Raw genomic sequence first — 25267 nt, 5'->3', positions numbered from 1 at the left:
TTACTCGGCCTTGATGCCGGCCGCGCGGATCACTTCGCCCCACATCGCGCGTTCTGTCTTGATCCGCGCCGCGAACTCGGCCGGTGTGTCGCCAAGCAGACGCGCGCCGGAACTGGCGAAACGCTGCTGCATCGTGGACGTCCGCACCGCCGCGGCGATCTCCTTGTGCAGCCGCTCGACGATCGGCGCGGGCGTGCCGGCAGGTGCCATAATGCCGAACCAGGACGATGCCTCGTAGTGCGCCACGCCGGCCTCGGCCGCGGTCGGCACATCCGGTAGGAGCGGCAAGCGCTCCCGGGCGGCCACGGCGAGCGCGCGCAGCCGACCGCTCGCGATGTGCGGCAGCACGGTCGGTGGGTTGTCGACGACGCCATCGATCTGGCCTGCGATCAGATCGTTGACCGCCGGCGCCGCGCCGCGATACGGCACGTGCGTGAGCTTGATCCCGGCCGCGTGCATGAACATCGCAAGCCCGAGATGACCGGTCGTGCCGATGCCCGCCGAGCCGAAGGTGAGTTGGCCCGGATGGGCATGGGCAAAGGTGACAAGATCGCGGAGCGATTTCTGCTCGAGGTTGGCGCGCGTCACCACCAGCATCGACATGTCGGCGACGTTCGAGACCGGCACGAACGCAGTTTCGACGTCGAACGGCATTTTCGGATAGAGAAACGGATTGGCGGTGAGAATGCCGGCCGACGACATCAGGAGCGTGGTGCCATCGGGCGCGGCCTTTGCCACGGCATCGGCGCCGGTGTTGCCGCCGGCGCCTGGCCGGTTCTCGACGATCACCGGCTGGCCGAGGCTCTTCGACATCTCGTCGCCGACGGCGCGTGCCAGCACGTCGGCGAGGCCGCCCGCAGGGAAGGGTGCAACCAGCCGGATCGGCCGGTCGGGGAAGGTTTGCGCCGACACAGGCGCCGCGACCAGCATTGCGGCAATCGCGATTCCAACGCGTAACAACAAGGCCATGCCAGGCTCCTGAGACCATCGCGCCATCTTAACGCGGCGCATTCGACGCTTTGCCCGGCGCATTTCGTCACAGTGTGGATGGGCTGCGTTTGGCCAATTGCGTTTTTCCCGTCCCACATCCCAATCCATGAACCGGCACGCCTTGCCCGGTTTGACGCGACCCCGGCGCCTGCCGCGTCGTTATGCGAACGACTGATTGCCTCACAACCCTCGCCGCCGCACACTCAGCGGACATCCGTTGGAGCTCCCATGTCAGACGCCACGCCGATGGACGGCGAATACGATTACATCATTATCGGGGCAGGCTCAGCCGGCTGCGTGCTGGCGAATCGCCTGTCGGCCGATCCAGGCAAACGCGTGCTGCTGCTCGAAGCCGGCGGCCGCGACAACTGGATCTGGTTTCACATCCCGGTCGGCTATCTGTTCGCCATCGGCAATCCGCGCTCCGACTGGATGTTCAAGACCGAGCCGGTGCCGGGGCTGAACGGCCGCGCGCTGGCCTATCCGCGCGGCAAGGTGATCGGCGGCTCTTCGGCGATCAACGCCATGATCTACATGCGCGGCCAGGCCGCCGATTACGATCATTGGCGGCAGCTCGGTCTCACCGGCTGGGGCTGGAACGACGTGCTGCCGGTCTTCAAGCAACACGAGCACCATTTCCTCGGCGCGGGGGAGCATCATGCGGTCGGTGGCGAATGGCGGGTCGAGCATCCGCGTGTGCGTTGGGATCTGCTCGACGCGTTCCGCACCGCCGCCGAGCAGGCCGGCATCCGGCAGATCGTCGACTTCAACACCGGCGACAACGAGGGTTCGGCGCCCTATCACGTCAACCAGAAGCTCGGCCGCCGCTGGTCGGCGGCACGCGGCTTTTTGAAACCGGCGCTGACGCGGCCAAATCTGCGACTCGAAACCGGCTGCCTGGTCGAGCGTGTCACCTTCGACGGCAAGCGCGCCAACGGCGTGCGCTTCCGTCAGAACGGCGAGACCAGGCTTGCGCGCTGCCGGGGCGAGGTGGTCTTGTCGGCCGGCTCGATCGGCTCGGTGCAGGCGATGCTGCTTTCGGGCATAGGTCCGGCCGCGCAGCTTTCGGACTTCGGCATTCCGGTGGTGCTCGACAAGGCCGGAGTCGGCGAGAACCTGCAGGACCATCTGCAGCTTCGGATGATCTACAAGGTCGCCGGCGTGAAGACGCTGAACGAAATGTACGCTTCGATGTTCGGCCGCGCGCAGATCTTCCTCGACTACGCGTTGCGCCGACGCGGGCCATTGACCATGGCGCCGTCGCAGCTTGGCGTCGTCACCCGCTCCGACAAGAACCGCGAACGCGCCAACATCCAGTATCACGTGCAGCCGCTTTCGCTCGATCGCTTCGGCGAGCCGCTGCACAGCTTCCCGGCGTTCACCGCGAGTGTCGCCAATTTGCATCCGACCAGCCGCGGCCACATCCGGCTGAAGTCGCCCAATCCGGCCGACGCGCCGGCGATCCAGCCGAATTATCTTGCGACCGATGAGGACAAGCGTGTCGCCGCCGACTCGATCCGCGTCACGCGGCAGATCGTTTCGCAGCCGGCGCTCAAGGCGTTCCAGCCGGTCGAATATCTGCCGGGCGAGCAGGTGCGGGACAGCGACGACGCGGCGCTGGCGAAATCCGCAGGCGACATCGGCACCACGATCTTTCATCCGGTCGGCACCGCGAAGATGGGCCTGCCGAGCGATCCGATGGCCGTGGTCGACGAGCGCTTGCGGGTGTTCGGCATCGAACGATTGCGCGTGGTCGATGCGTCGGTGATGCCGACCATCACGTCCGGCAACACCAATTCGCCGACCATCATGATCGCCGAGAAAGCCGCGACGATGATTCGCGAGGACGCGCGGCGCTGAATGCTGCGTCATTGGTGGTGCGCTCCTTCTTCCAGCGTGCGGGGAGAAGGTCGGGATGAGGGGGAATCTCAGCGAGCGGGCTGTATCATTGCCCCGACAAAACCTGCCGGCAGGCGGGCGGCAGCGCTGACATCAGGATCGGCTTCGACGTCGTGCCCTTCGGCACATCGAGGTTCTTCTTGACGAACCACCAGTCGAGGTCCTTGCCGCAGCCTTCGTCGGTCGGGGTCGTGGGCTGCGCCTTGCAGTCCGGGCTGTCCTTCGGACAACGGATGCGGATGTGGAAGTGATAGTTGTGGCCAAGCACCGGGCGGATCTTGTGCAGCCAGGAGCGATCGCCCTTCACGTCGCGGCATAGCGCCTTCTTGATCGCCGGATTGGCGAGCACGCGCTCGACCTCGGGATCCTGGGCGAGCATCTTGTACAGAGCGATGTATTTCTCCGACCAGATCTTCGGATTGACGTCGGTCCACTGATCGTTGACCACGTTGGTCGACATCATCGTCTCGCGCTCCTCGCGCGAAAGCTCACGGTTCGGCATCGGCATCAGCCAGGCGTCGGCATCGAGCCCGACCTGATGGCTCCAATGCCCGTTGATCATCGGGCCGCCGCGCGGCTGCGCCATGTCGCCGATCAGGAAGCCGCTCCAGCCGATCGACGGTGCCTTGTTGGCGAGCCGCTCTATGACCTTGATGAGCTCCGGATGGCCCCAGTTGCGGTTGCGCGACAGCCGCATCACCTGCCATGTCGGGCCGTTGATCGGCAGCGCCTCACCGCCGGCGAGGCAGCCGTGGGTGTAGTAGCCGATCGAGCGCGGCGTCGTGGTGGCCAGAGGCGTGGTCTTGCGGCCGAACTGCTCCTTGGCCGGCGTGTTGGCGTCGATATGTTCGAGCGGCGGCAGCGGCTTGGGATTGAGGGTGCCGAGGTCTTGCGCGGAGGCGAGGCCGCATCCTGCGATCAGCAGGGCCGCACTCCACGCCAGCAAGGTGGCCAGCTTCGACATGTGCCAATTTACCCAGCGCCCCACAGGCCGACAATTATGCCTGCCCTCACTGTGACGTGAAAGTCGCAGCCGATTTTATGCACCTATTCCAGGGTGTATGCGCTTTACATGTCACAGAAGGTTGCGAAACTCTCGTTCGGATTGGGCGAATCGGGGGCTGTCGGAGGGACTGATGCGTCGCGGTTTCGGCGCGGCCGGTGTGGCGGGCCAGATATCGGGCTGCGTCTTTGCCAGCGTTGTCATCTGTGCGAGCCCCGCAGGGGCCGACGTCGTCATCGCCGTCGATAAGGCCGCCCAGCGTATGGCCGTCACGGTGGACGGCAAGCAGGAATACGTCTGGAAGGTCTCGACCGGCACCGGCGGCGCGCCCAAGGCCGGCACCTACCGTCCGCAGCGGCTGGAGAAGTCGTGGTTCTCGCACAAGTACGACATGTCGCCGATGCCGCATTCGATCTTCTTCGACGAAAGCAAAGGCATTGCGATTCACGGCACACAATATGTTTCGCGGCTCGGCACCAGCGCGTCGCACGGCTGCGTGCGGCTTGCTCCCGCGAATGCCGCGACATTGTTCAAGCTGGTGCAGTCGCGGGGCAAGGCGGACACGACGATCATCGTGACCCATTCGGGCTGGCCGGACCTCGCCAAGCTTGCGCCCAAACCTGAGAGAACGCCGGAGAGCAAGCCTGAAGCTGCCCCCGCGCTGAACCTGCAAGCTGCGCCCGAACCGAAACCGGAAGCAAAGCCGGTCGCCGTTCCGGACGCGAAGCCCGCCGCTGCGGCGCCGATCAAGGCGAGTCTGCCGGTCGTCGCTGCGCCGAAGCAGAGTGCTGCGACGCCGGTCGTGGCAACCGCGAAAAAGCCCGACCGAGTGCTGATGGAGCGCATGGTCGACGCACCGCCCGGCACCATGGGCGCGCTGGCCACGCGGCCGGCCGAGCCGCCGTCGCTCGCTTCGGCGGGCTCCGAGCCGGTCAAGCTGCCGCCTCAACAGCAATAAGCGGCGCTTCCGTTTCCACGTCCGCGCAGTTCATGTGCGTGGTTTCGCGGTCGCATCGGGCTGCGCTAAAGTGATCGCAGTGCATTGAAGGAGACGCGCGATGGCCGAGTACCTGGGAAAGTCCGAGCAACAGAAGCGGCGGGCCTATTCCCCCGCAGTGATCACCCAGGGCGGCAAGACCGTCTGGCTTGCCGGCCAGACAGCCACACAGGACGAGCAGGGCAACGACATCGCCGGCAACTTCGATGCACAGGTGCGCACCATCTTCAGCCTGATCGACAAGACGATGCAGAGCTGCGGCGGGCGCCTCGCCAACATGGTCACCATGACGGTGTTCATCAACGATCCGCGCAACGGCGACCGCTTCGTCGAGATGCGCCGCGATTTCTTCCCGGATGGAAACTATCCGGCGAGCGCCCTGATCACGGTGTCGAACTTCGCGCGCCCCGGCATGCTGATCGAGATCCAGGGCGTGGCGGTCATCGGCGGATGAGAGTATCCGCGCTTTCTTAACCATCGCGAAGATTGTCGGAATTTCGTGCAGGAGCTGCACGTCTGATGACCTTGCGCGCGATGTTTGCAAATCGTCAATCCTGACGTTGCCGCAGATGCTCGCATTTTATGCGAGCTGATTTTGCTCGCGCCATAACGGACGGAACTTTCACAACAATCGAAAAACGTCCGAGTAAATTTGAGGCACCGTCGTTGTCCCAGATTTTCGCTTCGAGATTCTGCGGTCATCAGTTCTTAAGTGCGCGCCCGTAGTTCCGATAGTCCAGGGGCGTGGTCGGCACGGAAGGTGTCGATGCGTCTTTGGGGGCGCGTATGTCTGGCCGTTATCATCCCAGTGGTTCGAAGGCGGCAAACACGCTTGCCGGTGTCGCTGCCTGGTTGCGGCAATGCCTTGCGACCCGTCGCAACGCTGAGCGGGCCGAGGCTGAAACGGCCATCGCGGTGGAGAATGCGCGGCTGGCGCATGCCCGGTTGCGCGCGGCGATCGATATCCTGCCCGAGGGCGTTGTGTTCCTCGACTCAGAGGGCCGCTACATCCTCTGGAACCAGCAATACGCCGACATCTACAAGCGCTCCGCCGATCTGTTCCAGCCAGGCGTCAAGCTCGAGGACACGCTGCGGGTCGGCGTTGCGCGCGGCGACTATCCTGAAGCGCTCGGCCGTGAAGAGACGTGGATCAGGGAGCGCGTTGAACGGCTGTACAATCCAACCGGCCGCCACGAGCAGCTTCTGTCCGACGGCCGTACGATCCTGATCGAGGAGCGGCTCACCGGCGACGGCGGCGTCATCGGCCTGCGCGTCGACATCACCGAGATGAAGAAGCGCGAGGCCTCGTTCCGCCTTCTGTTCGACGGCAATCCGGTGCCGATGTTCGTCTATGCGCTCGACGGTTTCCGCATCCTCGCCGTCAACGATGCTGCGGTGAAGCACTACGGTTACGGCCGCGAAGCGATGCTGGCGATGAAGCTTGGCGCCATCCACTCGGGCGATTGCCAAGCTCTCGATACAATCGACAAAACCGCCGAGGACAGCGCCGGCCGGACCTGGCAGCATCGCAAGGCTTGCGGCTCGATCATCGATGTCGCGATCTTCTTCAGCCAGCTCACCTACGAGGGCCAGAGCGCCGCGCTCATTGCCGCCGTCGACATCACGGCGCGAAAGCGCGCCGAAGCCCGCATCGCCTTCATGGCGCATCACGATGCGCTTACCTCATTGCCCAACCGCGTGCTGCTGCGGCTGCGCATGGAGGAGATGCTGGCCGGATTGCGTCACGGCGGCTCGGGTTTTGCGGTGATCTGCCTCGACCTCGATAATTTCAAATGGGTCAACGACACGCTCGGCCATTCCCTCGGCGATACGCTGTTGCAGCAGCTTGGCGAGCGGCTGCGGCGTGAACTGCCGGAGCGCGAGACCATCGCGCGGCTCGGCGGCGACGAGTTTGCCATCCTTCAATCCCATGTCGAGACGCCCGGCGACGTGAGCGAGCTCATGACGCGGCTATTGTCCCTGTTCGGCGAGCCGTTCGATCTCGACGGCCACACCGTGACGGTCGGCGCCAGCATGGGCGTGGCTCTGGCTCCGGACGACGGCTGTGACACCGACCGGCTGCTCAAGAACGCCGACATGGCGCTCTATCGCGCCAAGGCCGAAGGCAAGGGCGCGTTCTGCTTCTTCGAGCAGGACATGGATGCACGCGTGCAGTCGCGGCGGCGGCTCGAGATCGACATGCGGACGGCACTGCAGGCCGGGGGCTTCGAGGTGCACTACCAGCCGTTGGTCGGACTCGACAGCGGCGAGTTCCGCGCCTTCGAGGCGCTGATCCGCTGGCCGCATCCCGAACGCGGCATGATCTCGCCGGCAGAATTCATCCCAGTCGCCGAGGAAACCGGTTTGATCTCGCAGCTTGGCCTGTTCGTGCTGCGGCGCGCCTGCGCCGATGCGGCGCGCTGGCCCGATGGCGTTAACGTCGCGGTCAATCTGTCGCCGATCCAGTTCAAGAACGGCGTATTGCTGCAGACGGTGCGCGATGCGCTCACTGAGGCGGGACTTTCGCCGACACGACTCGAGCTCGAGATCACCGAGACGTTGCTGCTCGACAAGAGCGAGCTGGTCTCCTCGACATTGCATGCGCTCCGCGCGCTCGGTGTGCGAATCTCGATGGACGACTTCGGCACCGGCTATTCGTCGCTGAGTTATCTGCGGAGCTTTCCGTTCGACAAGATCAAGATCGACCGCTCGTTCGTGCACGACATCAGCGCCAATGCGGATTCGCAGGCCATCGTGCGGGCGATCGTCAGCCTCGGCGAAAGCTTAGGGATCAAGATCACGGCGGAGGGCGTCGAGACCGAAACCGATCTTGCCTATCTGAAAGCCGAAGGCTGCACCGAGGGGCAGGGCTTTCTGTTCAGCAAAGCGCTGCCGCAGCGGGAAATTCTGGCGCTGCTCGCGGAGCAGAAAACCAGGCGCGCGGCTTGACCTGCAATCCGACGAGAAGCTTCAGCCGGCCGCGTGAAATTGCCGGATGATCTCAATGGGTCCGACGATGTTCTGGTTGAACTCGGGCAGGTCGGCGGCGGGAATCCAATATTCGTCGAGATCTTTGCCGCCGGCGTTGTCGACCGGATAGCGCGAGAGATACGCGCGCCGCACTTTGAAGCGCGTGACGTAGGCCACTTTTAGGTCCGGAACGATCCATTCGTGCGCGATCTTCAGCGCGAAGGCCTCGGTCAAAACCGGATAGAACATCGGCTGTCCGGTGCGCGGCGGAAACGCGCGGAAACCGGATTTCTCGATGAGCAGGTATTCCCCCGGGCCGACGGAGCAGAACAGTGTGATCGTGTCGTCGGGCTGATTCACGCGGGGCTCAGGCGCCGGCCGAGGCTCAGACATCCACCTTCAGGGCGGCGATGAACGCCTCCTGCGGGATGTCGACCTTGCCGTACTGGCGCATCTTCTTCTTGCCCTTCTTCTGCTTGTCGAGAAGCTTGCGCTTGCGGCTGACGTCGCCGCCATAGCACTTGGCGGTCACGTCCTTGCGCATGGCGCGCACCGTCTCGCGGGCAATGATCTTGCCGCCGATCGCGGCCTGGATCGGCACCTGGAACATGTGCGGCGGGATCAGCTCTTTCAGCTTCTCCACCATGGCGCGGCCGCGCTGCTCGGCGCGCGAGCGGTGCACCAGCATGGACAGTGCGTCGACCGATTCTTCGTTGACCAGGATCGACATCTTGACGAGGTCGGCCTCGCGATAGTCGGTCAGATGGTAGTCGAACGAGGCATAGCCCTTCGACACCGACTTGAGGCGATCGTAGAAATCGAACACCACCTCGTTGAGCGGCAGGTTGTACTTCGCCATGGCGCGGGTGCCCACGTAAGTGAGCTCGACCTGCTGGCCGCGGCGGTCCTGGCAGAGCTTCAGCACCGAACCGAGATATTCGTCCGGCGTGAGAATCGTCGCTTCGATCCATGGTTCCTGGATTTCCAGGATCTTCATCGGGTCCGGCATATCGACCGGATTGTGGATCTCGATCTGCGAGCCGTCGCGCAGGTTCATCTTGTAGATGACCGACGGCGCGGTCGCGATCAGGTCGAGGTTGAACTCGCGCTCGAGCCGCTCCTGGATGATCTCGAGGTGCAGGAGGCCAAGGAAGCCGCAGCGGAAGCCGAAACCGAGCGCCGCGCTGGTCTCCATCTCGAATGAGAAGCTCGCATCGTTGAGGCGGAGCCGGCCCATGGCGGCACGCAGGTCTTCGAACGCGGCGGCATCGATCGGGAACAGGCCGCAGAACACCACCGGAATGGCCGGCTTGAAGCCGGGCAGCATCTCGGAGACCGGCTTGCGGTCATCGGTGATGGTGTCGCCGACGCGGGTGTCGGCCACTTCCTTGATCGCCGCGGTGAGATAGCCGATCTCGCCCGGGCCGAGCTCGTCCACCGGCGTGAGCTTGGGCCGGAACACGCCGACGCGGTCGACGTCGTAGGCGGCGTTGGTGCCCATCATGCGAACGCGCTGGCCCTTCTTCAGGGTGCCGTCGACGATGCGGACCAGCACGACGACGCCGAGATAGGCGTCGTACCAGCTGTCGACGAGCAACGCCTTCAGCGTCGCGTTGCGATCGCCCTTGGGTGGCGGCAGTCGCGTGACGATCGCTTCCAGCACGTCCGGCACGCCGAGCCCGGTCTTGGCAGAGATCATCAGCGCGTTCGAGGCGTCGATGCCGATGACGTCCTCGATCTGCTTCTTCACCGCCTCGGGTTCGGCCGCCGGCAGGTCGACCTTGTTCAGCACCGGCACGATCTCGTGGCCGGCGTCGATGGCATGATAGACGTTGGCGAGCGTCTGGGCCTCGACGCCCTGGCTCGCGTCGACCACCAGCAGCGAGCCCTCGACCGCGGCGAGCGACCGGTTCACCTCATAGGCGAAGTCGACATGGCCGGGCGTGTCGATCAGGTTGAGGATGTAGTCCTTGCCGTCCTTGGCCCGGTAGCCGAGCCGGACGGTCTGCGCCTTGATGGTGATGCCGCGCTCGCGCTCGATATCCATGGAATCGAGCACCTGCTCGACCATTTCGCGCTCCTGGAGCGCGCCGGTGAGCTGGATCAACCGGTCGGCCAGCGTCGACTTGCCGTGGTCGATGTGGGCGACGATCGAGAAATTGCGGATGTTGTCGATGGCTTGAGCCGTCATGGGGCGCAGATAACACCGCCGCTGCGTTGCGGCAACCGAAACAGGAAGCGCCGCCGAGCGCTTTTGCGCGAGGGGCCGGCGCGACCCGTTAAGAGCCTATTCGTGGTCACTCCAGCAGGCCTTTGGCCTTGGCGGCCACGTCCTTGGGCGTCGCCAGCACCTTTTCCACGATTTTCTGCATTTTCTCGCCCAGGACGGGATCGACCTCGAAGCCCAGCTGACCGGCCTCGGCCAGGAACTCCGGGTCCTTCATGGTGGCGGCAAAAGCGGCCCGCAGCGTCGCGACCCGGTCGGCCGGTGCGGCGTTGGCGGCAAAGGGCCGGCCGAGCTGCGTGCCCGAGGTGACCAGTTCAATCAGCTGCCGCTCCTGCGGCGTCCGCGCCGCGTCCTCCACCGAGGGCGCGTCGAGGTCCGGCGCGCGCGGGCCGGCCTGGGCGATCACGACGATCTTCTTGTCCTTCAGCCAGTCCGGCTTGGTGGCCTTCCAGCTCGACCAGGTGTTGTTGCGTGCCTCGACCTCGCCGCGCTCCATGGCGAGGTTGATCTGGTTGCCGCCCGGATACCCGGTGACGATCTTGAATTTGGTGCCGAGAAACTCGTTCATCATCTCCGGATAGATGAAGGTGATGGCGCCGCGCGCGGAGGCGCCGGCCACAACCTGCTTCTTGCGCACGTCGTCGATGCTGTTCACGCCGGCGCTATGCCAGACCGCCATGGTCTCGACCGCTGGCGCGATCGAGCCGAGCCACTGCATCTGCGCGGCGTCGAATTGCACCCCGGCGATGCCGGTCGCCTGCATCGCCACGGAAGCGTTGGCGATCATGCCGATATTGGTGCCGTCCTTCGGCGCGACGTTATAGAGATAGTTGATCATGCGAAGCCCGCCGGCGCCGGTCATGTTCTGCGGCACCACGGTCGGATTGCCCGGGATGTGCTTGCCGATGTGGCGCGCCACCAGACGCGCCTGAATGTCGTATTCGCCGCCGACGCCCACGCCGATGTAAACGTTGATCGTCTTGCCGCGGTAGAACTCGGCCGCGTTTTGCGCCTGCGCGGCGCCCGTTGCGACGACCAGCATCGACAGCATGACCGCCGCGTGGCGGCCAAGAGATTGCCAAGAGCCCATTCGTTTCCGTCCCAGTGTTCAGGCGTTTTTGTGGTTGTCCCACTGCATCTTCTTATAGTCGAAACCGGTCTCGATGGTCGGCTTCACCACGGCGAAAAACGGCGAGATGTCGAAGTCGCGCGGTGCGTACAGCGAATGATGCCGGATGTGAAGGATTTCCTTGCGGCTCACGTCGTCTACCCGCCGCACCTCCGGCAGGATCGGGTAACCGACCGCTTCGAAGGCCTGCGCGATCAAAGTCGAGCAGATCGCGCGCGTCGGCTCGCCGGAGCCGAGCGCAATCATGCGCCGGCGCCAGCGCGCCGGCACCGGCGGGTTCGGCAGGAAATAGCGCATCAGATCGATGATGTTCTTCAGGTCGTAAGCGTAGCCGATGCGCTCGGTAACAAAGCGGATCACCTCGATGCGGTCTTCCGGCGTGAGGCCGACCGGCCGGCAGATTCGGGTGTTGAAGGTCGCGTACTTCGACAGCGGCGAAGCGATCACACCCTTGCCAAGCTCGGCTTCGATCAGCACCAGCGGCTCGCCGTCGCGCTCGCCGAGACCGGCGCCCAGGCCCACATACATCGCCGAATGTGACCAGGTCGATTGTGTCAGATAACGGATCGCCGAGTTGATCTTCGAGCGTGGGCCTTCGACCAGGAGAATGTCGGCCGGGCGGATGGTCATCGCCACGAGCTCGGGCCGTGCCGCCGCATAAGGCTCGTAGCCGCTGGTCGGCTTCTGCAGTTGCAGGGCGACGCGTTCCCCGATCCAGTCCAGCAGCTTGATGGTGACCGACATGCCCAGCGTGGTTCTGTGAGGCGGCAAAGATATGGCTGCTTCCGGAACGCAGCAAACGCAAATTTCCTTGAGCGTCTGCTGCGATGCCATATGGACCGCTTCGGCGCGGCCGTGCCATTACACCGACGATGACCCAGCCTCGTCTGCTCGATCGTCTTGCCGCCCCGGCCGAGCGGCTGCTCGCAGCGCTCAGCGATTCGGCGCGGCGCGAGCGGACCGTGACCATTGTTCTGACCGCCTACGTGGCCGTGTGGACGCTTTATGGCGTGCTGGCCAAGGCGAGCCAGGACGTGCATCCCGACATGTCCGAGATGGTGCAGTGGTCGCGGGAGCTCGCCCTCGGCTATCCCAAGCATCCGCCGATGGGCGCGTGGCTCACCGCTGCGTGGTTCGCGGTGTTTCCGGCCGCCGACTGGTCGTTCTATCTGTTCGCCATGGTGATCTCGGGTGCGGCTCTCTGGATCATCTGGAAAATCGCGGGCGATTACCTCGACGGCGAGAAGCGGGCGCTTGCGCTGGCGCTCGTGACACTGATTCCGTTCTTCAACTTTCATGCGCTGAAGTTCAACGCCAACACCATCCTGTTGCCGTTCTGGGCTGCGACCGCGTTCTGCTTCCTGCGCTCCTACGAGCGGCGGAGCGTTCTCTGGGCCGCGCTCGCCGGATTGTTCGCGGCGGGCTCGATGCTCGGCAAATACTGGTCGGTGTTCCTGCTGCTGGGTCTGGCTCTTGCGGTGCTGATCGATCGGCGTCGCGCCGAATATTTCAAATCGGCCGCGCCGTGGGTGACGATCGCGGTCGGCGCCGTCGCGATGGCGCCACATGTCATCTGGCTGATGACAACGGACTACACGCCGCTCACCTACGCCACCAACGTCCGTTACGGCGCAGGGCATCCGCTGAAGACGGCGGGCAATTATCTGATCGGCGGTCTGGCTTATGTGGCGGTTCCGCTGTTTTGTGCGCTGGCCGCGATCCGCCCGAACCGTGCGATCGCAGCCGACCTGCTGTGGCCGAGAGATCCCGAGCGGAGGCTTGCGGCCATCGCGTTCTGGGCACCGCTGCTGTTGCCGGCGGCGCTCGCACCGGTCTTCGACTTCGAAATCACCCCGCTCTGGACCATGTCGGCCTGGGCGCTGCTGCCGGTGGTGCTGCTGTCGTCGCCTCTGATCACGCTCGATCGCCGGCCGGTGATCGGCACAGTCATGATTGCCGTCGTGCTGCCGGTCGTGATGGTCGCGGCTGCGCCATTCATCGCCGACAGCATCCACCGCAAAGGCATGACGCCGGCGGCGATGCATTCGCGGCTCCTCGCCGACCGTGTGGCCCACGAATGGCGGCGCATCACCGACAAGCCGCTCAAGTTCGTCGGCGGTGACATCGATCTGGCCTATGGCGTGGCGTTCTATCTGCCCGGCAAAGCCGTGGCCTTTCCGGGATTCAACCGCATACTGGCACCGTGGGTGGATGTGGCGCGCCTGCCGCGCGACGGGATTGCGGTGGTCTGCCCGGCCGGCGACCCGACATGCATGATGCCGGCCACGGCGCTCAATCTCTCCGGGCCGCGCATCGAAGCCGATGTCACGCGCAGCTATTTCGGCCGGCCGGGTCCGACCATGCGCTACGTGATCATGATCGTGCCGCCGCAGCCTTGAGCGGGCCGTCGCGTTACGCCTCGCCCGTCACTCCTGGTCCATTACTCTTGGCGATGGGTGCGCGTCCATTCGCGCGCCCGGTTCAGCGCCATTTGCACCTGGATCGGCATCAGACGCTCGGTCAGCGCCATGCGGGCGCTGGCGATCGTGTCGCGCAGGCTGCCGACAGCGTCGCCATAGGCCAGATCGAACCACATCAGCGCTTCGATGTCGTCGCGGGGCACGCCTTGGCCTTCGGCATGGCGCAACGCGATGTTGTACATCGCCTGCGCGGACCCGCGTTCGGCGGCGCGCAGAAACCATTCGTTGGCTGCGGCCGAATCGGCCGGAATGCCGCTTCGTCCGAGGTAGAGTTCGGCCACCGCTTCGTAGGCGTCGGCCTTGCCCCGGTCGGCGGCGCTGCGCAACCAATGCAACGCGGCTCTGCCGTCGGCTGTCACGCCCACGCCGTCGCGATAGATCCGGCCGAGCTCGAACTGCGCCTCGGCGCGCCCGGCTTCCGCAGCGAGCGTGAACCAGCGAACCGCTGCGATGTCGTCGCGCGGCACGCCTTCGCCACGCGCACGCATGAAGCCGAGGATCTCCTGCGCCACTGCGTTTCCGTCGTCGGCAAGCGGCGAGAGCATCCGATGCGCCTGCACATATTCCAGCTTGGCGTAGTGGATGAGCGCATCGGACAGTGCGGGAGGCGGCTCGGAGCCGGCCTGACAGTTTGTTGCAATCGACACCGTGGCGATGGCCACCGTGGCAAACCTGATGAGGTATCTCACGACCACCTCTGGTGCGGTTATGAATAAATCAATTCAACGCAATGCTTGCGTTGCAAGAACTAAGCCGGTTCTTCGGCATTTGCGGAGTGAGCAAAGTCACACAGGGTGCCCGGTGGCAAGAAATCCGCTGCCGGTGCCTGGACACGGCGGCATCGCGATGATCGCTCGGTGGGCAGCCGGCGAAGCTCGGTCGATTCAGATGCAGTGCTTGCCGCGGCGACGATTACAAAAAAAATGCCCCGGCTTTCGGCCGGGGCATTCGACTGCGGGATTTCCGCCTCGATCAGTAGCGGTAGTGATTCGACTTGAACGGACCCTGCTGCGGCACGCCGATATAGGACGCCTGGTCCGGCCGCAGCTCGGTGAGCTTCACGCCAATCTTGGCCAGATGCAGCCGCGCGACCTTCTCGTCGAGCGCCTTCGGCAGCACGTACACTTCCTTCTTGTACTTGCCGTCGCTGTTGTTGGCGTACAGCTCGATCTGCGCGATCGTCTGGTTGGTGAACGACGCCGACATCACGAAGCTCGGGTGACCCATCGCGTTGCCGAGGTTCACGAGGCGGCCTTCCGACAGCATGATGATGCGGTGGTTGTCCGGGAACGTGATCTCGTCCACCTGCGGCTTGATGTTGTCCCACTTCAGATTCTTCAACGATGCGATCTGAATCTCGTTGTCGAAGTGGCCGATGTTGCAGACGATGGCGCGGTCCTTCATCTTCCGCATGTGCTCGATGGTGATGATGTCCTTGTTACCCGTCGCGGTGACGAAGATGTCGGCGATCGGCGCCGCGTCTTCCATCGTCACGACCTGATAGCCTTCCATCGCCGCCTGCAGCGCGCAGATCGGATCGATCTCCGACACCATCACGCGGCAGCCGGCCTGGCGCAGCGAAGCCGCCGAGCCCTTGCCGACGTCGCCGAAGCCCGCGACCATCGCGACCTTGCCCGACATCATCACGTCGGTGCCGCGGCGGATGCCGTCGACCAGTGATTCGCGGCAGCCGTAGAGGTTGTCGAACTTCGACTTGGTGACCGAGTCGTTGACGTTGATCGCAGGCCACAACAGCGTGCCGGCCTTCTGCATGTCGTAGAGACGGTGCACGCCGGTGGTGGTCTCCTCGGAGACGCCCTTGATGCTCTTGGCGATCTCGGCGAAATAGCCCTTCGGCTTCTCCTTGAGCTGCTTCTTGAGCAGCGCGAAGAACACTTCCTCTTCCTCGGAGCCCGGCTTGTCGAGGAACGCGGTGTCGCCCTTCTCGGCGCGCACGCCGAGGTGGACGTACATCGTGGCGTCGCCGCCGTCATCGAGGATCATGTTCGGGTGGCCGCCGCCATGCCAGTCGAACAGCTTGGCGGTGTAATCCCAGTAGTCTTTCAGGGTCTCGCCCTTCACGGCGAACACCGGCACGCCGGCGGCAGCGACCGCGGCGGCCGCATGATCCTGCGTCGAGTAGATGTTGCACGACACCCAGCGCACATCGGCGCCGAGCGCCACCAGCGTCTCGATCAGCACCGCGGTCTGGATCGTCATGTGCAGCGAGCCCGCGACGCGCGCGCCCTTGAGCGGCTTCTTCGGGCCGAATTCCTCGCGGGTGGCCATCAGGCCCGGCATCTCGGTCTCGGCGAGCGAGATTTCCTTGCGGCCGAAATCGGCGAGTCCGATGTCCTTGACGATGTACTCTTTGGCGACGGCCATGTTGGTCCCTGCTGGTTGGAGAAATAGAGCTTCGGCGCGCGGCTTTCGGCCTGCGCCCTTCGCGGCTGCCTATAGCAGGGCAGGCCACGAGGTGCAACGAGGATATAAAGATTTCTTTATGTCCTCTAAGGAGTCCGAACCTGCGCGGTTTACGGGCGTTTCCTGAAGGATTCGTGACATTCGGACTCAAGGATCGGGAGCTGCCCTATGGCCATGCCGGCGCTGTCGGCCGACTCCCCGGTCGTGACCTCGCTCACGGCGCTGCGCAAGGCCGAGGACGCCTGCCGCCGCTGCCCGCTCTACACCGACGCCACCCAGGCGGTGCCGGGCGAAGGCTCGCGCGACGCCGAAGTGATGCTGGTGGGCGAGCAACCGGGCGACAAGGAAGATTTGGCGGGCAAGCCGTTCGTCGGGCCCGCCGGGCGGCTCCTCGATCAGGCGCTGGCCGAGGCCGGCATCGCCCGCGACAAGGCCTTCGTCACCAATGCGGTGAAGCACTTCAAGTTTGTGATGCGCGGCAAGCGACGGCTGCACCAGAAGCCCAACGCCGGCGAGATCGATCGCTGCCGCTGGTGGTACGAGCAGGAGCGCTCGATCGTTCGTCCGGCCGTGATCGTCGCGCTTGGCCTCACCGCGACGCGCGCCGTGTTCGGCAGGCCGATGGCGATCGGCAAGTCGCGCGGCGCGGCGCACAAGCTTGCCGACGGCGCGGTCGCCTTCGTCACCGTGCACCCGTCGGCGCTGCTGCGCGTGCAGGAGCGCGAGGACAAGGAGCAGCAGTACCGCGCCTTCGTCGCCGATCTGCGCCTGGTCGCGAAGTATCTGGGCAAGCAGGCGGCGTGAAATCCACGTGCGAAGCACTGGGTCCCCGCTTCCGCGGGGACGAACGGGGAGAGAGTCTCCGACCCATCAGTCGTTCGTCCCCACGGAAGCGGGGACCCAGGGCCATAAATTCCGAAGCTTCGATTGAATTACTAGACTCAGTCTTCTTCGCCGAAGCCGCTGGTGACCAGCTTTTCCAGCGCGTCCGCTGCGGCGCTCGCTTCGTTGCCGGTCGCCGCAATGGTGATCTTGGTGCCGATGCCGGCGCCCAGCATCATGAGGCCCATGATCGATCGGCCGCCGACCGTCTCCTGGCCGCGCGTCACGCGCACGTCGGCGTCGTAACGTTCTGCGGTCTGGCAGAACTTGGCCGAGGCGCGGGCGTGCAGTCCCTTCTTGTTGACGATTTCGAGGACGCGGACGTCTGCGCCGGCGGGCGTGTCAGGGGCAGCGTGGTCGGTGTTGTCGTCGCCCATTTGCCGGTCGGTTACTTGCCGGCCAAGACCCGGCTGGCGATCGTGACATACTTGCGACCGGCAGCCTGAGCTGCGGCGACCGCCTCTTCAAGTGGACATTCTTCCCGAACTTTGGCGAGTTTGACCAGCATCGGCATGTTGATGCCGGCAATCACCTCGACGTTGGGGCGGCCCATGCAGGAAATCGCCAGGTTCGACGGCGTGCCGCCGAACATGTCGGTCAGGATCGCCACGCCGTCGCCGGTGTCGACGCGCTTCACCGCCTCGATGATGTCCTTGCGACGCTGCTCGACATCGTCATCGGGTCCGATGGTGACGGACTCGATCTGCTTCTGCGGGCCGACAACGTGTTCCAGGGCTGCGCGGAATTCGACGGCAAGCCGCCCGTGGGTCACGAGAACGATACCTATCATCTTCGGGAAACCCCGGCGGGCGCGGCTGCGCCGCTCGAACGGGCGGCAATCATCCTGATCCAAAGCCCAAGTTCAAGGGCTCGACAGCCAATACTAGTGGGTTGCTGCATTGCGGTAAACAGCCAGGGCCTGCAATAGCGCGGCCGCAACGGCTTGAGCGTCATATGGGGGCATTTGCCACAATTTGCAGCCGGTTCCGCAGCGCCACAATCACACGACAGCATCACATGTTCGTAGGTAGGACAGCACCTGCGGGAGGGGAGCCTGGCCCGCTGCGACTGCTAGCCGCGGCAGGGTGATTCCCTCGATTTCACGTGTTTGGGCGGTCAGTTCCGGCAGCCGGCTGGCGTCCGGGGCAGCCAGATCGACCAGAAGACCCACCACCGCCACCGGTTCGTGGGGCAAACGCCGGATGCCCAGTCCGCGGACCTCGATCTGTCCAGCCAGCGCCGGGGGTGGCCGAACCAGGAGCCGGCCGTGCATCGCCTCGACCTCGGCCCGGTCGTCGGCGATCAGCCGGGCAAACGGCAGGACTCCGGGCGCCAGCAGGGCCAGCGCCAAGCCCGACTTGCCCGAGCCGGACGGCCCTTGGATCAGCACCGCACGGGCACCGATCAGGACCGCGGAGGCGTGGATGGTCGGGCGCGGCATCGGAGCGTCAGACGGTCGGCAGCCGCACCGTGAAGCGCGCGCCGAGCACGCGTGGCGGTTCGCCGTCTCCGGTCGGCACCGCCGTGCGGTTCTCGGCCCAGAGCTTGCCGCGGTGGGCTTCGATGATCTGCTTGGAGATCGAAAGCCCCAGCCCCGAGTTCTGGCCAAAGCCTTGATGCGGCCGGTCGGTGTAGAAGCGCTCGAAGATCTTGTCGAAGGCCTCGGGCCGGATGCCGGGCCCGTCGTCGTCGATGAAGACCTCGACCTCGTCGCGCAGTCTTCGACAGGTGACCCGCACCGTGCCGTCGTCCGGCGAGAACGAGCGGGCATTGTCGATCAGGTTGTTGATCACCTGGCCGAGCCGCGAGTCGTGGCCCGGCACGATGAAGGCGCGCGGTCCGCCGCCCTCGAAGCTCAACACCACCTTGACGTCGCTCTGCCGCGACTCGTTCTGCACCGAGACGACGGTGGTGAGGAGCTTTGCGATATCGACCGGCGCGACGTCGTTTCGCTGCAGCTCGGCGTCGAGGCGGCTCGCGTCGGAGATGTCCGAGATCAGCCGGTCGAGCCGCTTGACGTCGTGCTGGATCACTTCGAGCAGGCGGCCCCGGCTTTCCGCCGATTTGGCGAGCGGCAGCGTCTCGACGGCCGAGCGCAGCGAGGTCAGCGGGTTCTTCAGCTCATGGGCTACGTCGGCTGCGAAACTCTCGATCGCCTCGATGCGGCTGTAGAGCGCGCTGGTCATGTCGCGCAGCGCTCCGGACAGATCGCCGATTTCGTCGCCGCGCGCCGTGAGATCGGGGATTTCGACACGCGAGCGAATGCGGTGGCGGACGCGCACCGCGCCGTCGGCGAGCCGCTTCATCGGGCCTGCGATGGTGCGTGCGAGCAGGATCGACAGCACCACCATGACGCCGAGCAGGATGAAGAACAGCTTCACGATCTGCAGCCGCTCAGCCTCGACCGCCTGATTGATGTCGCCGCCCTGCGTCGAGAGCAGCAGCGCGCCGCGCACGGCGCGGAAGCGCTGCACCGGCACCGCAACCGAGACGATCACCTCGCCGGCATCGGTGACGCGCACCATGTAGGCGCTCTGCGCGCCGCTCAGCGCCTGGGCCACCTCCGAATAATCCTTGCCGGCATCGGCGCCGAGCTCGTGATAGCGCGGAAGGTCGCCGCGTCCGAGCCAGAGCCGCAGCTTTTCCCATTGGCGCTTGAAGTAGTTCGGCTTCTTTTCGTTCGGCGGCGGCAGATCGAGGCGGACCACCTCGCCCGGAAGGTAGAGGTTGCGGCTGTCGAGGATGAGATAGCCGTTGCGGTCGTAGATGCGGGCACGCGTCTTGGTCGGCGAGATCAGCCGGCGCAGGATCGGTGCCACGCGCTCCGGATTGATCGAGAATTCCAGGCCGGTGAGGCCGTCGTCCCCGTAGTTTTCGATCGGCGGCAGGTCTAGGCCGCGGTCGCGGTCGCCGTAGTTGCCGTAAGTGTCGGAAGTGCCAGACGCCGCGATCGCGCCCGAAATGATCTCGCCCTGCACCACAAGGCTTTGCACGCGGGCTTCGATCAGGCCGGCGCGGAATTGCGACAGGTACAGCGTGCCGACCACGAGCGCGACAAGGCCCGCAACGTTCAGCGAAACGATGCGGCGGGTGAGGCTCGAGAAGCTCTGGACGAAGAAGAAACGGCCGGCGCTGCGCGCAAGCCCATGCAGTCCGCCCTCGCGATAGACATGCGCAATCTTGCCCGGCAGCGTGAAGAACGGCTTGCGCGGCGCTCGCGCGTCAGCCTCGCCGGGCGTGGCTGTCCCGGTCTGGTCTGCCGTGGCTTCTGTGGTTCGATCGAGCAAAGGGGTCGCTGCCGTCTATCGGTTGCCGCCCACGCCTTCGTCTATCACATCGGCAGGGGTGCGCTCGACAGCCCGTTTGCGGCAAATCCACTCGCAAGCCCGGACAGCCTGGCTGGCGTCCGGGAGGGCAAGAGGGCCCGGACCGTCAGAGTTCCTTGAAACGGTAGCCGACGCCGTAAAGCGTTTCGATCATGTCGAATTCGTTGTCGACCGATTTGAACTTCTTGCGCAGCCGTTTGATGTGGCTGTCGATGGTGCGATCGTCGACGTAGACCTGATCGTCGTAGGCGGCATCCATCAGCGCATTGCGGCTCTTCACCACGCCCGAGCGCGCGGCCAGCGCCTGGAGGATCAGGAATTCGGTGACCGTCAGCGTCACCGCCTCGTTCTTCCAGGTGCAGGTGTGCCGCTCCGGGTCCATGCGCAGTTGCCCGCGCTCCAGCGCCTTGATGTCCGGCTCCTTCGCGGCCGCAGTCGCGTCCTTCGGGGCGGTGCGGCGGAGCACCGACTTGACGCGCTCGACCAGCAGCCGCTGCGAAAACGGTTTGCGGATGAAGTCGTCGGCACCCATCTTGAGGCCGAACAGCTCGTCGATCTCCTCGTCCTTGGAGGTGAGGAAGATGACCGGCATGTCGGTCTTCTGGCGGAGTCGGCGCAGCATCTCCATGCCGTCCATCCGGGGCATCTTGATATCCAGGATGGCCAGGTCCGGCGGCGAGGTCTTGAACCCCTCCAGAGCGGAAGCGCCGTCGGTATAGGTCATGATCCGATAGCCTTCCGCTTCCAGTGCGATGGACACCGACGTCAGGATATTACGGTCGTCGTCGACAAGAGCGATGGTCGGCATGGTTCCCCAGGAGGGTTGAGTTCCGCCTAATTTCAAGCCCGTAAAGCTAGGCCGAAATGTGACAGGGCTTCGACAAATACGTGATTCGTCAATCCGTTGGCCAGATTCCGAACTTAAGTTCCCGATCACGTCTTGCGGCGCGTCGCCAACCCGGATGAAGTCAGATCATCCCAAGCCTTAGGTGCATATATGAAGCCGAGCGCCGATTTCGACCCCAAGGTCACGGCTAAAAAGCTGATGCGGGAGGCCCGGTCGGGGGCGCTTGCGACGCTCATGGCGGGCTCCGGCGACCCTTATTGCTCGCTGGTCAATATCGCGACCATGGCCGACGGCGCGCCGCTTCTCCTGATCTCACGGCTCGCGGTCCATACCAGGAATGCGTTGGCCGACCCGCGGGCCTCGCTGATGCTCGACGAGCGCAAGGAAGGCGATCCGCTGCAGGGCGCCCGCGTCATGCTGATGGGCACGGTGCAGAAGACCGAGAATCCGGACGCGCGGCGGCGTTATCTGGCCTACCAGCCCGAGGCCGAGATGTTCGCGGACTTTGCCGACTTTGCGTTCTACGAACTGAAGCTCAAGGGCGCGCATCTCGTGGCGGGCTTCGGCCGTATCGTCGATCTGGCGCCGGCCGATCTCCTCACGGACGTCAGCGACGCCAAGGCGATGCTCGAAGCCGAGCCTTCCGCAATCGAGCACATGAACGCCGACCATGCCGACACCTGCCGGCTCTACGCGACGAAGCTTCTCGGCGCGCCCGACGGGGCGTGGCGCTGCGTCGGCTGCGATCCCGAAGGGCTCGACCTGCAGTGGGAGCGGATCGGGCTTCGGCTTCCGTTCCCCAAGCGCGTGACCGAGCCTGGCGCGTTGCGCGTCGTGCTGAAGCAGCTTGCCGAGCAGGCGAGGGCCGCCTGAAGGCAGCGTGCGCGATCACGGCTGGCTCACTCCGCGAGCCGTTGAACCAAAAGGAACCTGAGCGGTTATGTCGGCTGGGCGGCTGATTCCGCGGTTCGCACCAGCGCGCCCGGCATTCGGAATGTGAGCTGATGCACGGTTTTGGTGTCTTGCCCCGCAGGGGCAATCCTATTCCAGCCGAATACGCTTTGGCGGTCCGGATGCGGACAGCATCCATCGACCACACGCCTTAGCAACCATGCCGCTTCGGATCGAGGACTACGCCATCATCGGTGACTGCGAGACGGCCGCCCTTGTCGGCAAGGACGGCTCACTGGACTGGTTGTGCTGGCCGCGCTTCGACTCCGGCGCATGTTTTGCGGCGCTGCTCGGCTCGCCTGACAACGGCCGATGGTCGATCGCATGCACATCGCCGGGTGCGCGATCCACGCGGCGCTATCGACCCGACACGCTGGTGCTCGAAACGCGGTTCGAAACCGACACCGGCACGGCGACGCTGACCGAATTCATGCCGCCGCGCGGCGGGCACTCCCATGTGGTCCGGCTGCTGACGGCGGAACGCGGCAGCGTTTCGTTCAAAACCGAGCTCGTCATCCGCTTTGGCTATGGCGAGGTCGTGCCTTGGGTCACCAGGTGCGAGCACGGACGGCTTCGCGCGATCGCGGGTCCCGACAAGCTGATGTTGCAATCGTCGATCCCGCTGCACGGCGAAAATATGAAGACGGTTGGCGAATTCAAAATCGGCAAGGGCGAAACCGCGTCTTTCGCGCTGACATACGCGCCGTCGCATCTGCCCGATCCACCGCCCGTCGATCTGTCGCGACTCCTCCGTCAGACCGAGAAATTCTGGCGAGACTGGACCGCGGGCTGCAAAATCGAAGGTCGCTGGTCCGAAACGGTCAAGCGCTCGTTGATCACATTGAAGGCGCTGACTCACGCGCAGACCGGTGGGCTGGTTGCGGCTGCGACCACGTCGTTGCCCGAGCAGATCGGCGGCACGCGCAACTGGGACTATCGATTCTGCTGGCTGCGCGACGCGACGCTCACGCTGCTCGCCTTCATGAACACCGGCTATTATGAGGAAGCGCGCGCCTGGCGGGCGTGGCTCATTCGTGCCGTGGCCGGGACGCCGAACCAGCTTCAGATCATGTATGGCCTTGCCGGCGAACGCCGGCTGACCGAATACGAGATCGACTGGCTGCCCGGCTATGAACGTTCCGCGCCGGTGCGCATCGGCAACGCCGCGCATGAGCAACTTCAGCTCGACGTCTATGGCGAGCTCTTCGACGCGCTGTATCAGGCACGCAAGGGCGGCATCCCGGCCGATGAGAATGCCCGGGCGATCGGGCTTGCGGTGCTTCAGGACCTCGAGAAGCGTTGGCGCGAGCCCGACAACGGCATCTGGGAGGTGCGAAGCGAACCGCTGCATTTCACGCACTCCAAGGTCATGGCCTGGGTGGCGTTCGACCGCGCCATCAAGAGCGTCGACGCGTTCGGGCTTGAAGGGCCGGTCGACCATTGGCGGACGATTCGGCAGGAAATTCACGACGAGGTCTGCCGCCATGGATTCGATTCCGAGCTTAATTCGTTCGTCCGCTCCTATGGATCGAAGGAACTCGACGCGAGCCTGCTCATGCTTCCGGCCGTCGGCTTCCTGCACGCCGACGATCCGCGCATTCGCGGCACGGTGGCCGCAATCGAGAAGCGGCTTGTCGTGAACGGATTCGTGCGGCGCTACGACACGGCGCAAAGTGACGACGGGCTGCCGGCCGGCGAGGGCGTGTTCATCGCCTGCGGGTTCTGGCTGGTCGACGCCTATGTGATGCTCGGCCGGCGTGATGACGCGGAGCGGCTGTTCGACCGTCTCGTCGGGCTGCAGAACGATCTCGGCCTGCTCAGCGAGGAGTACGATCCAAAGGCTGGCCGCATGGTCGGCAATTTTCCTCAGGCGTTCTCGCATCTCGCGCTGGTCAACAGCGCGTGCAATCTCAGCCGAATGGAGAAGCCCGCGGAGCAGCGGGCCGAGCATCGCGCCAAGTCGGATGCCAAATCGGATACGAAGCCGAGCGAGACGACGCCGTCCTGAGCGACGCTGCCCATCTGCTGCCCACCGATAGACGCGCGCCGGCCAGTTGCGGCACACTCCCGGCCAACCAGAACAACGCGCTCAGGGGAGGCACCACCATGCGTCGTCTATTGGCAGGCTTGGCATTCGCGCTCGCCGTCACGCCGGCTCTCGCCCAATCCAGCGAACCGATCGCGCTGCGCGATATGGGCTCGTTCCATATCGGCGGCCGCTGGGTCGAGATCACCGGACAGCCGATCAAGGAGATCGTGTTCACGCCGGGCGGCGTGCCCGCCAAGGTCGACCCGAACGGCAAGTACCAGGTCGAGCAGATGTACGTGCAGTACTTCCTGCAACAGAAGGCCAAAGGAAAATTGCCGCTGCTGATGTGGCATGGCGGCGGCCTGTCCGGCGTGACCTACGAGACCAAGCCCGACGGCAAGCCCGGCTGGCTCAACTATTTCATCCGGCACGGTTGGGACACGTACATTTCCGACGCCATGGAGCGTGGCCGCGCCGGCTGGAGCAGCACCTTCAAGGGCGATCCGGTGTTCCTGCCGGTCGGCGACCAGTGGGAGCGCTTCCGCATCGGGCCGATCGGCTCCTACAACGACGATCACGCCAAGCGTGTCAGCTATCCGGGCTCGCAGTTTCCGGTCGAGGCTTACGATCAATTCCTCAAGCAGGGCATTCCGCGCTGGACCACCACCGATGATCAGATCGTCAAGGCTTACGTCGAACTGATCGACAAGGTCTGCCCCTGCGTCGTGCTGGTGCACAGCCAGTCCGGCTCATTCGGCTTCAAGGCGCTCGAAGCGCGTCCCGACAAGGTGAAGGCGCTGGTCGCGGTCGAGCCCACGCTCGGCGGCGACAAGAGCAAGGTCTTGACGATCAAGAACTCGCCGGTGCTGATCGTGATCGGCGACAATGCCAAGGAACATCCGCGCTGGTCGAAGATCCGCGCCGGCGACGTCGAGTATGCGGATGCGTTGAAGGCTGCCGGCGGCAGCGTCGACTTCGTCGATCTGCCCGACATCGGCATCAAGGGCAACTCGCACATGATGATGATGGACAAGAACAGCGATCAGATCGCCGACGTCATCCAGAAGTGGCTCGTGAGCAAAGGCTTCAGCGAATAACGGGCTCGCTGCACCG

General features: G+C 64.7%; 22 protein-coding genes. 9 read left to right on the top strand and 13 right to left on the bottom strand.

From position 1 onward, the window contains the following. Positions 1-969 (bottom strand): Bug family tripartite tricarboxylate transporter substrate binding protein, encoded by a 969-nt coding sequence (locus RHPLAN_RS36340; protein WP_084246274.1) that lies wholly within the window; start codon positions 967-969, stop codon positions 1-3. Between the two features lie 249 nt (positions 970-1218). Between RHPLAN_RS36340 and RHPLAN_RS36335 the strand changes: the two genes are divergently transcribed. Then, the gene (locus RHPLAN_RS36335; RefSeq protein WP_068029383.1) at positions 1219-2850 is read left to right on the top strand and encodes a GMC family oxidoreductase; all 1632 of its coding nucleotides are present in this window, start codon (positions 1219-1221) and stop codon (positions 2848-2850) included. Positions 2851-2935: 85 nt separating this feature from the next. Here RHPLAN_RS36335 and mepA read toward each other — a convergent pair whose 3' ends face one another. Next, positions 2936-3853 carry a penicillin-insensitive murein endopeptidase gene (gene mepA, locus RHPLAN_RS36330; protein ID WP_068029377.1) on the bottom strand — a complete coding sequence of 306 codons (918 nt, stop codon included), beginning with the start codon at positions 3851-3853 and terminating at the stop codon, positions 2936-2938. Positions 3854-4025: 172 nt separating this feature from the next. Between mepA and RHPLAN_RS38885 the strand changes: the two genes are divergently transcribed. From RHPLAN_RS38885 to RHPLAN_RS36315, 3 genes are all read left to right on the top strand, one after another. After that, positions 4026-4850, top strand: a complete 825-nt coding sequence (locus tag RHPLAN_RS38885) for a L,D-transpeptidase (RefSeq protein ID WP_084246272.1) — start codon at positions 4026-4028, stop codon at positions 4848-4850. 100 nt (positions 4851-4950) lie between these two features. Next, entirely contained in the window at positions 4951-5343 is a 393-nt protein-coding gene (locus RHPLAN_RS36320) for a RidA family protein (RefSeq protein WP_068029374.1), read from the top strand. Positions 5344-5675: 332 nt separating this feature from the next. Next, on the top strand, positions 5676-7838 hold the full coding sequence (locus RHPLAN_RS36315) for a putative bifunctional diguanylate cyclase/phosphodiesterase (RefSeq protein WP_084246270.1): 2163 nt from the start codon (positions 5676-5678) through the stop codon (positions 7836-7838). 21 nt (positions 7839-7859) lie between these two features. Here RHPLAN_RS36315 and RHPLAN_RS36310 read toward each other — a convergent pair whose 3' ends face one another. The 4 genes from RHPLAN_RS36310 to RHPLAN_RS36295 form a co-directional block, all read right to left on the bottom strand. Next, positions 7860-8219 carry an ADP-ribosylation/crystallin J1 gene (locus RHPLAN_RS36310; protein WP_237179992.1) on the bottom strand — a complete coding sequence of 120 codons (360 nt, stop codon included), beginning with the start codon at positions 8217-8219 and terminating at the stop codon, positions 7860-7862. 25 nt (positions 8220-8244) lie between these two features. After that, positions 8245-10050, bottom strand: coding sequence for a translation elongation factor 4 (lepA, locus tag RHPLAN_RS36305; RefSeq protein WP_068029368.1), 1806 nt, complete (start codon positions 10048-10050; stop codon positions 8245-8247). 106 nt (positions 10051-10156) lie between these two features. Next, entirely contained in the window at positions 10157-11176 is a 1020-nt protein-coding gene (locus RHPLAN_RS36300; RefSeq protein ID WP_157100712.1) for a Bug family tripartite tricarboxylate transporter substrate binding protein, read from the bottom strand. An 18-nt stretch (positions 11177-11194) separates the two neighbouring features. Then, a complete protein-coding gene (locus RHPLAN_RS36295; RefSeq protein ID WP_335341046.1) occupies positions 11195-11986 on the bottom strand; it encodes a C40 family peptidase in 792 nt (263 codons plus the stop codon). A gap of 101 nt (positions 11987-12087) precedes the next feature. Between RHPLAN_RS36295 and RHPLAN_RS36290 the strand changes: the two genes are divergently transcribed. Beyond that, a complete protein-coding gene (locus RHPLAN_RS36290; RefSeq protein WP_068029360.1) occupies positions 12088-13614 on the top strand; it encodes a glycosyltransferase family 39 protein in 1527 nt (508 codons plus the stop codon). Between the two features lie 41 nt (positions 13615-13655). Here the strand turns inward: RHPLAN_RS36290 and RHPLAN_RS36285 are convergent, their stop codons facing one another. Both RHPLAN_RS36285 and ahcY read right to left on the bottom strand, forming a co-directional pair. Next, a complete protein-coding gene (locus RHPLAN_RS36285; protein WP_157100711.1) occupies positions 13656-14384 on the bottom strand; it encodes a tetratricopeptide repeat protein in 729 nt (242 codons plus the stop codon). A 283-nt stretch (positions 14385-14667) separates the two neighbouring features. Then, positions 14668-16080, bottom strand: coding sequence for an adenosylhomocysteinase (ahcY, locus tag RHPLAN_RS36280; protein ID WP_068029354.1), 1413 nt, complete (start codon positions 16078-16080; stop codon positions 14668-14670). A 207-nt stretch (positions 16081-16287) separates the two neighbouring features. Between ahcY and RHPLAN_RS36275 the strand changes: the two genes are divergently transcribed. Continuing rightward, positions 16288-16923, top strand: coding sequence for a UdgX family uracil-DNA binding protein (locus RHPLAN_RS36275; protein WP_068029351.1), 636 nt, complete (start codon positions 16288-16290; stop codon positions 16921-16923). A gap of 137 nt (positions 16924-17060) precedes the next feature. Here the strand turns inward: RHPLAN_RS36275 and RHPLAN_RS36270 are convergent, their stop codons facing one another. The 5 genes from RHPLAN_RS36270 to RHPLAN_RS36250 all read right to left on the bottom strand — a co-directional run bounded on the left by RHPLAN_RS36270 (position 17061) and on the right by RHPLAN_RS36250 (position 21135). Next, entirely contained in the window at positions 17061-17378 is a 318-nt protein-coding gene (locus RHPLAN_RS36270; protein WP_068029347.1) for an HPr family phosphocarrier protein, read from the bottom strand. An 11-nt stretch (positions 17379-17389) separates the two neighbouring features. Beyond that, a complete protein-coding gene (locus RHPLAN_RS36265; RefSeq protein ID WP_068032401.1) occupies positions 17390-17791 on the bottom strand; it encodes a PTS sugar transporter subunit IIA in 402 nt (133 codons plus the stop codon). Positions 17792-18001: 210 nt separating this feature from the next. Further along, complete coding sequence (locus RHPLAN_RS36260) at positions 18002-18442, bottom strand: HPr kinase/phosphorylase (protein WP_068029344.1); 441 nt, start codon at positions 18440-18442, stop codon at positions 18002-18004. Positions 18443-18449: 7 nt separating this feature from the next. After that, positions 18450-20288, bottom strand: coding sequence for a sensor histidine kinase (locus tag RHPLAN_RS36255; protein ID WP_084246266.1), 1839 nt, complete (start codon positions 20286-20288; stop codon positions 18450-18452). A gap of 145 nt (positions 20289-20433) precedes the next feature. Then, positions 20434-21135, bottom strand: coding sequence for a response regulator transcription factor (locus RHPLAN_RS36250; protein WP_068029341.1), 702 nt, complete (start codon positions 21133-21135; stop codon positions 20434-20436). Between the two features lie 189 nt (positions 21136-21324). On the opposite strand from RHPLAN_RS36250, the gene RHPLAN_RS36245 reads away from it, so the two are divergent. The 3 genes from RHPLAN_RS36245 (at position 21325) to RHPLAN_RS36235 (ending at position 25251) form a co-directional block, all read left to right on the top strand. Continuing rightward, positions 21325-22047, top strand: coding sequence for a HugZ family pyridoxamine 5'-phosphate oxidase (locus RHPLAN_RS36245; RefSeq protein ID WP_068029337.1), 723 nt, complete (start codon positions 21325-21327; stop codon positions 22045-22047). A gap of 238 nt (positions 22048-22285) precedes the next feature. Then, the gene (locus tag RHPLAN_RS36240) at positions 22286-24133 is read left to right on the top strand and encodes a glycoside hydrolase family 15 protein (protein WP_068029333.1); all 1848 of its coding nucleotides are present in this window, start codon (positions 22286-22288) and stop codon (positions 24131-24133) included. Between the two features lie 98 nt (positions 24134-24231). After that, a complete protein-coding gene (locus tag RHPLAN_RS36235) occupies positions 24232-25251 on the top strand; it encodes an alpha/beta hydrolase (protein ID WP_068029330.1) in 1020 nt (339 codons plus the stop codon). Positions 25252-25267 lie beyond the last annotated feature (16 nt).

Origin of the sequence: Rhodoplanes sp. Z2-YC6860, from assembly GCF_001579845.1 — a bacterium.
Lineage (GTDB): Bacteria > Pseudomonadota > Alphaproteobacteria > Rhizobiales > Xanthobacteraceae > Z2-YC6860.
This window is presented reverse-complemented; position numbering and strand designations above follow the sequence as displayed.

Coding starts and splice junctions, on each gene's coding strand:
- RHPLAN_RS36340 (WP_084246274.1), bottom strand. CDS start 969: ATGGCCTTGTTGTTACGCGTTGGAATCGCGATTGCCGCAATGCTGGTC.
- RHPLAN_RS36335 (WP_068029383.1), top strand. CDS start 1,219: ATGTCAGACGCCACGCCGATGGACGGCGAATACGATTACATCATTATC.
- mepA (WP_068029377.1), bottom strand. CDS start 3,853: ATGTCGAAGCTGGCCACCTTGCTGGCGTGGAGTGCGGCCCTGCTGATC.
- RHPLAN_RS38885 (WP_084246272.1), top strand. CDS start 4,026: ATGCGTCGCGGTTTCGGCGCGGCCGGTGTGGCGGGCCAGATATCGGGC.
- RHPLAN_RS36320 (WP_068029374.1), top strand. CDS start 4,951: ATGGCCGAGTACCTGGGAAAGTCCGAGCAACAGAAGCGGCGGGCCTAT.
- RHPLAN_RS36315 (WP_084246270.1), top strand. CDS start 5,676: ATGTCTGGCCGTTATCATCCCAGTGGTTCGAAGGCGGCAAACACGCTT.
- lepA (WP_068029368.1), bottom strand. CDS start 10,050: ATGACGGCTCAAGCCATCGACAACATCCGCAATTTCTCGATCGTCGCC.
- RHPLAN_RS36300 (WP_157100712.1), bottom strand. CDS start 11,176: ATGGGCTCTTGGCAATCTCTTGGCCGCCACGCGGCGGTCATGCTGTCG.
- RHPLAN_RS36290 (WP_068029360.1), top strand. CDS start 12,088: ATGACCCAGCCTCGTCTGCTCGATCGTCTTGCCGCCCCGGCCGAGCGG.
- ahcY (WP_068029354.1), bottom strand. CDS start 16,080: ATGGCCGTCGCCAAAGAGTACATCGTCAAGGACATCGGACTCGCCGAT.
- RHPLAN_RS36275 (WP_068029351.1), top strand. CDS start 16,288: ATGGCCATGCCGGCGCTGTCGGCCGACTCCCCGGTCGTGACCTCGCTC.
- RHPLAN_RS36270 (WP_068029347.1), bottom strand. CDS start 17,378: ATGGGCGACGACAACACCGACCACGCTGCCCCTGACACGCCCGCCGGC.
- RHPLAN_RS36265 (WP_068032401.1), bottom strand. CDS start 17,791: ATGATAGGTATCGTTCTCGTGACCCACGGGCGGCTTGCCGTCGAATTC.
- RHPLAN_RS36260 (WP_068029344.1), bottom strand. CDS start 18,442: ATGCCGCGCCCGACCATCCACGCCTCCGCGGTCCTGATCGGTGCCCGT.
- RHPLAN_RS36250 (WP_068029341.1), bottom strand. CDS start 21,135: ATGCCGACCATCGCTCTTGTCGACGACGACCGTAATATCCTGACGTCG.
- RHPLAN_RS36245 (WP_068029337.1), top strand. CDS start 21,325: ATGAAGCCGAGCGCCGATTTCGACCCCAAGGTCACGGCTAAAAAGCTG.
- RHPLAN_RS36240 (WP_068029333.1), top strand. CDS start 22,286: ATGCCGCTTCGGATCGAGGACTACGCCATCATCGGTGACTGCGAGACG.
- RHPLAN_RS36235 (WP_068029330.1), top strand. CDS start 24,232: ATGCGTCGTCTATTGGCAGGCTTGGCATTCGCGCTCGCCGTCACGCCG.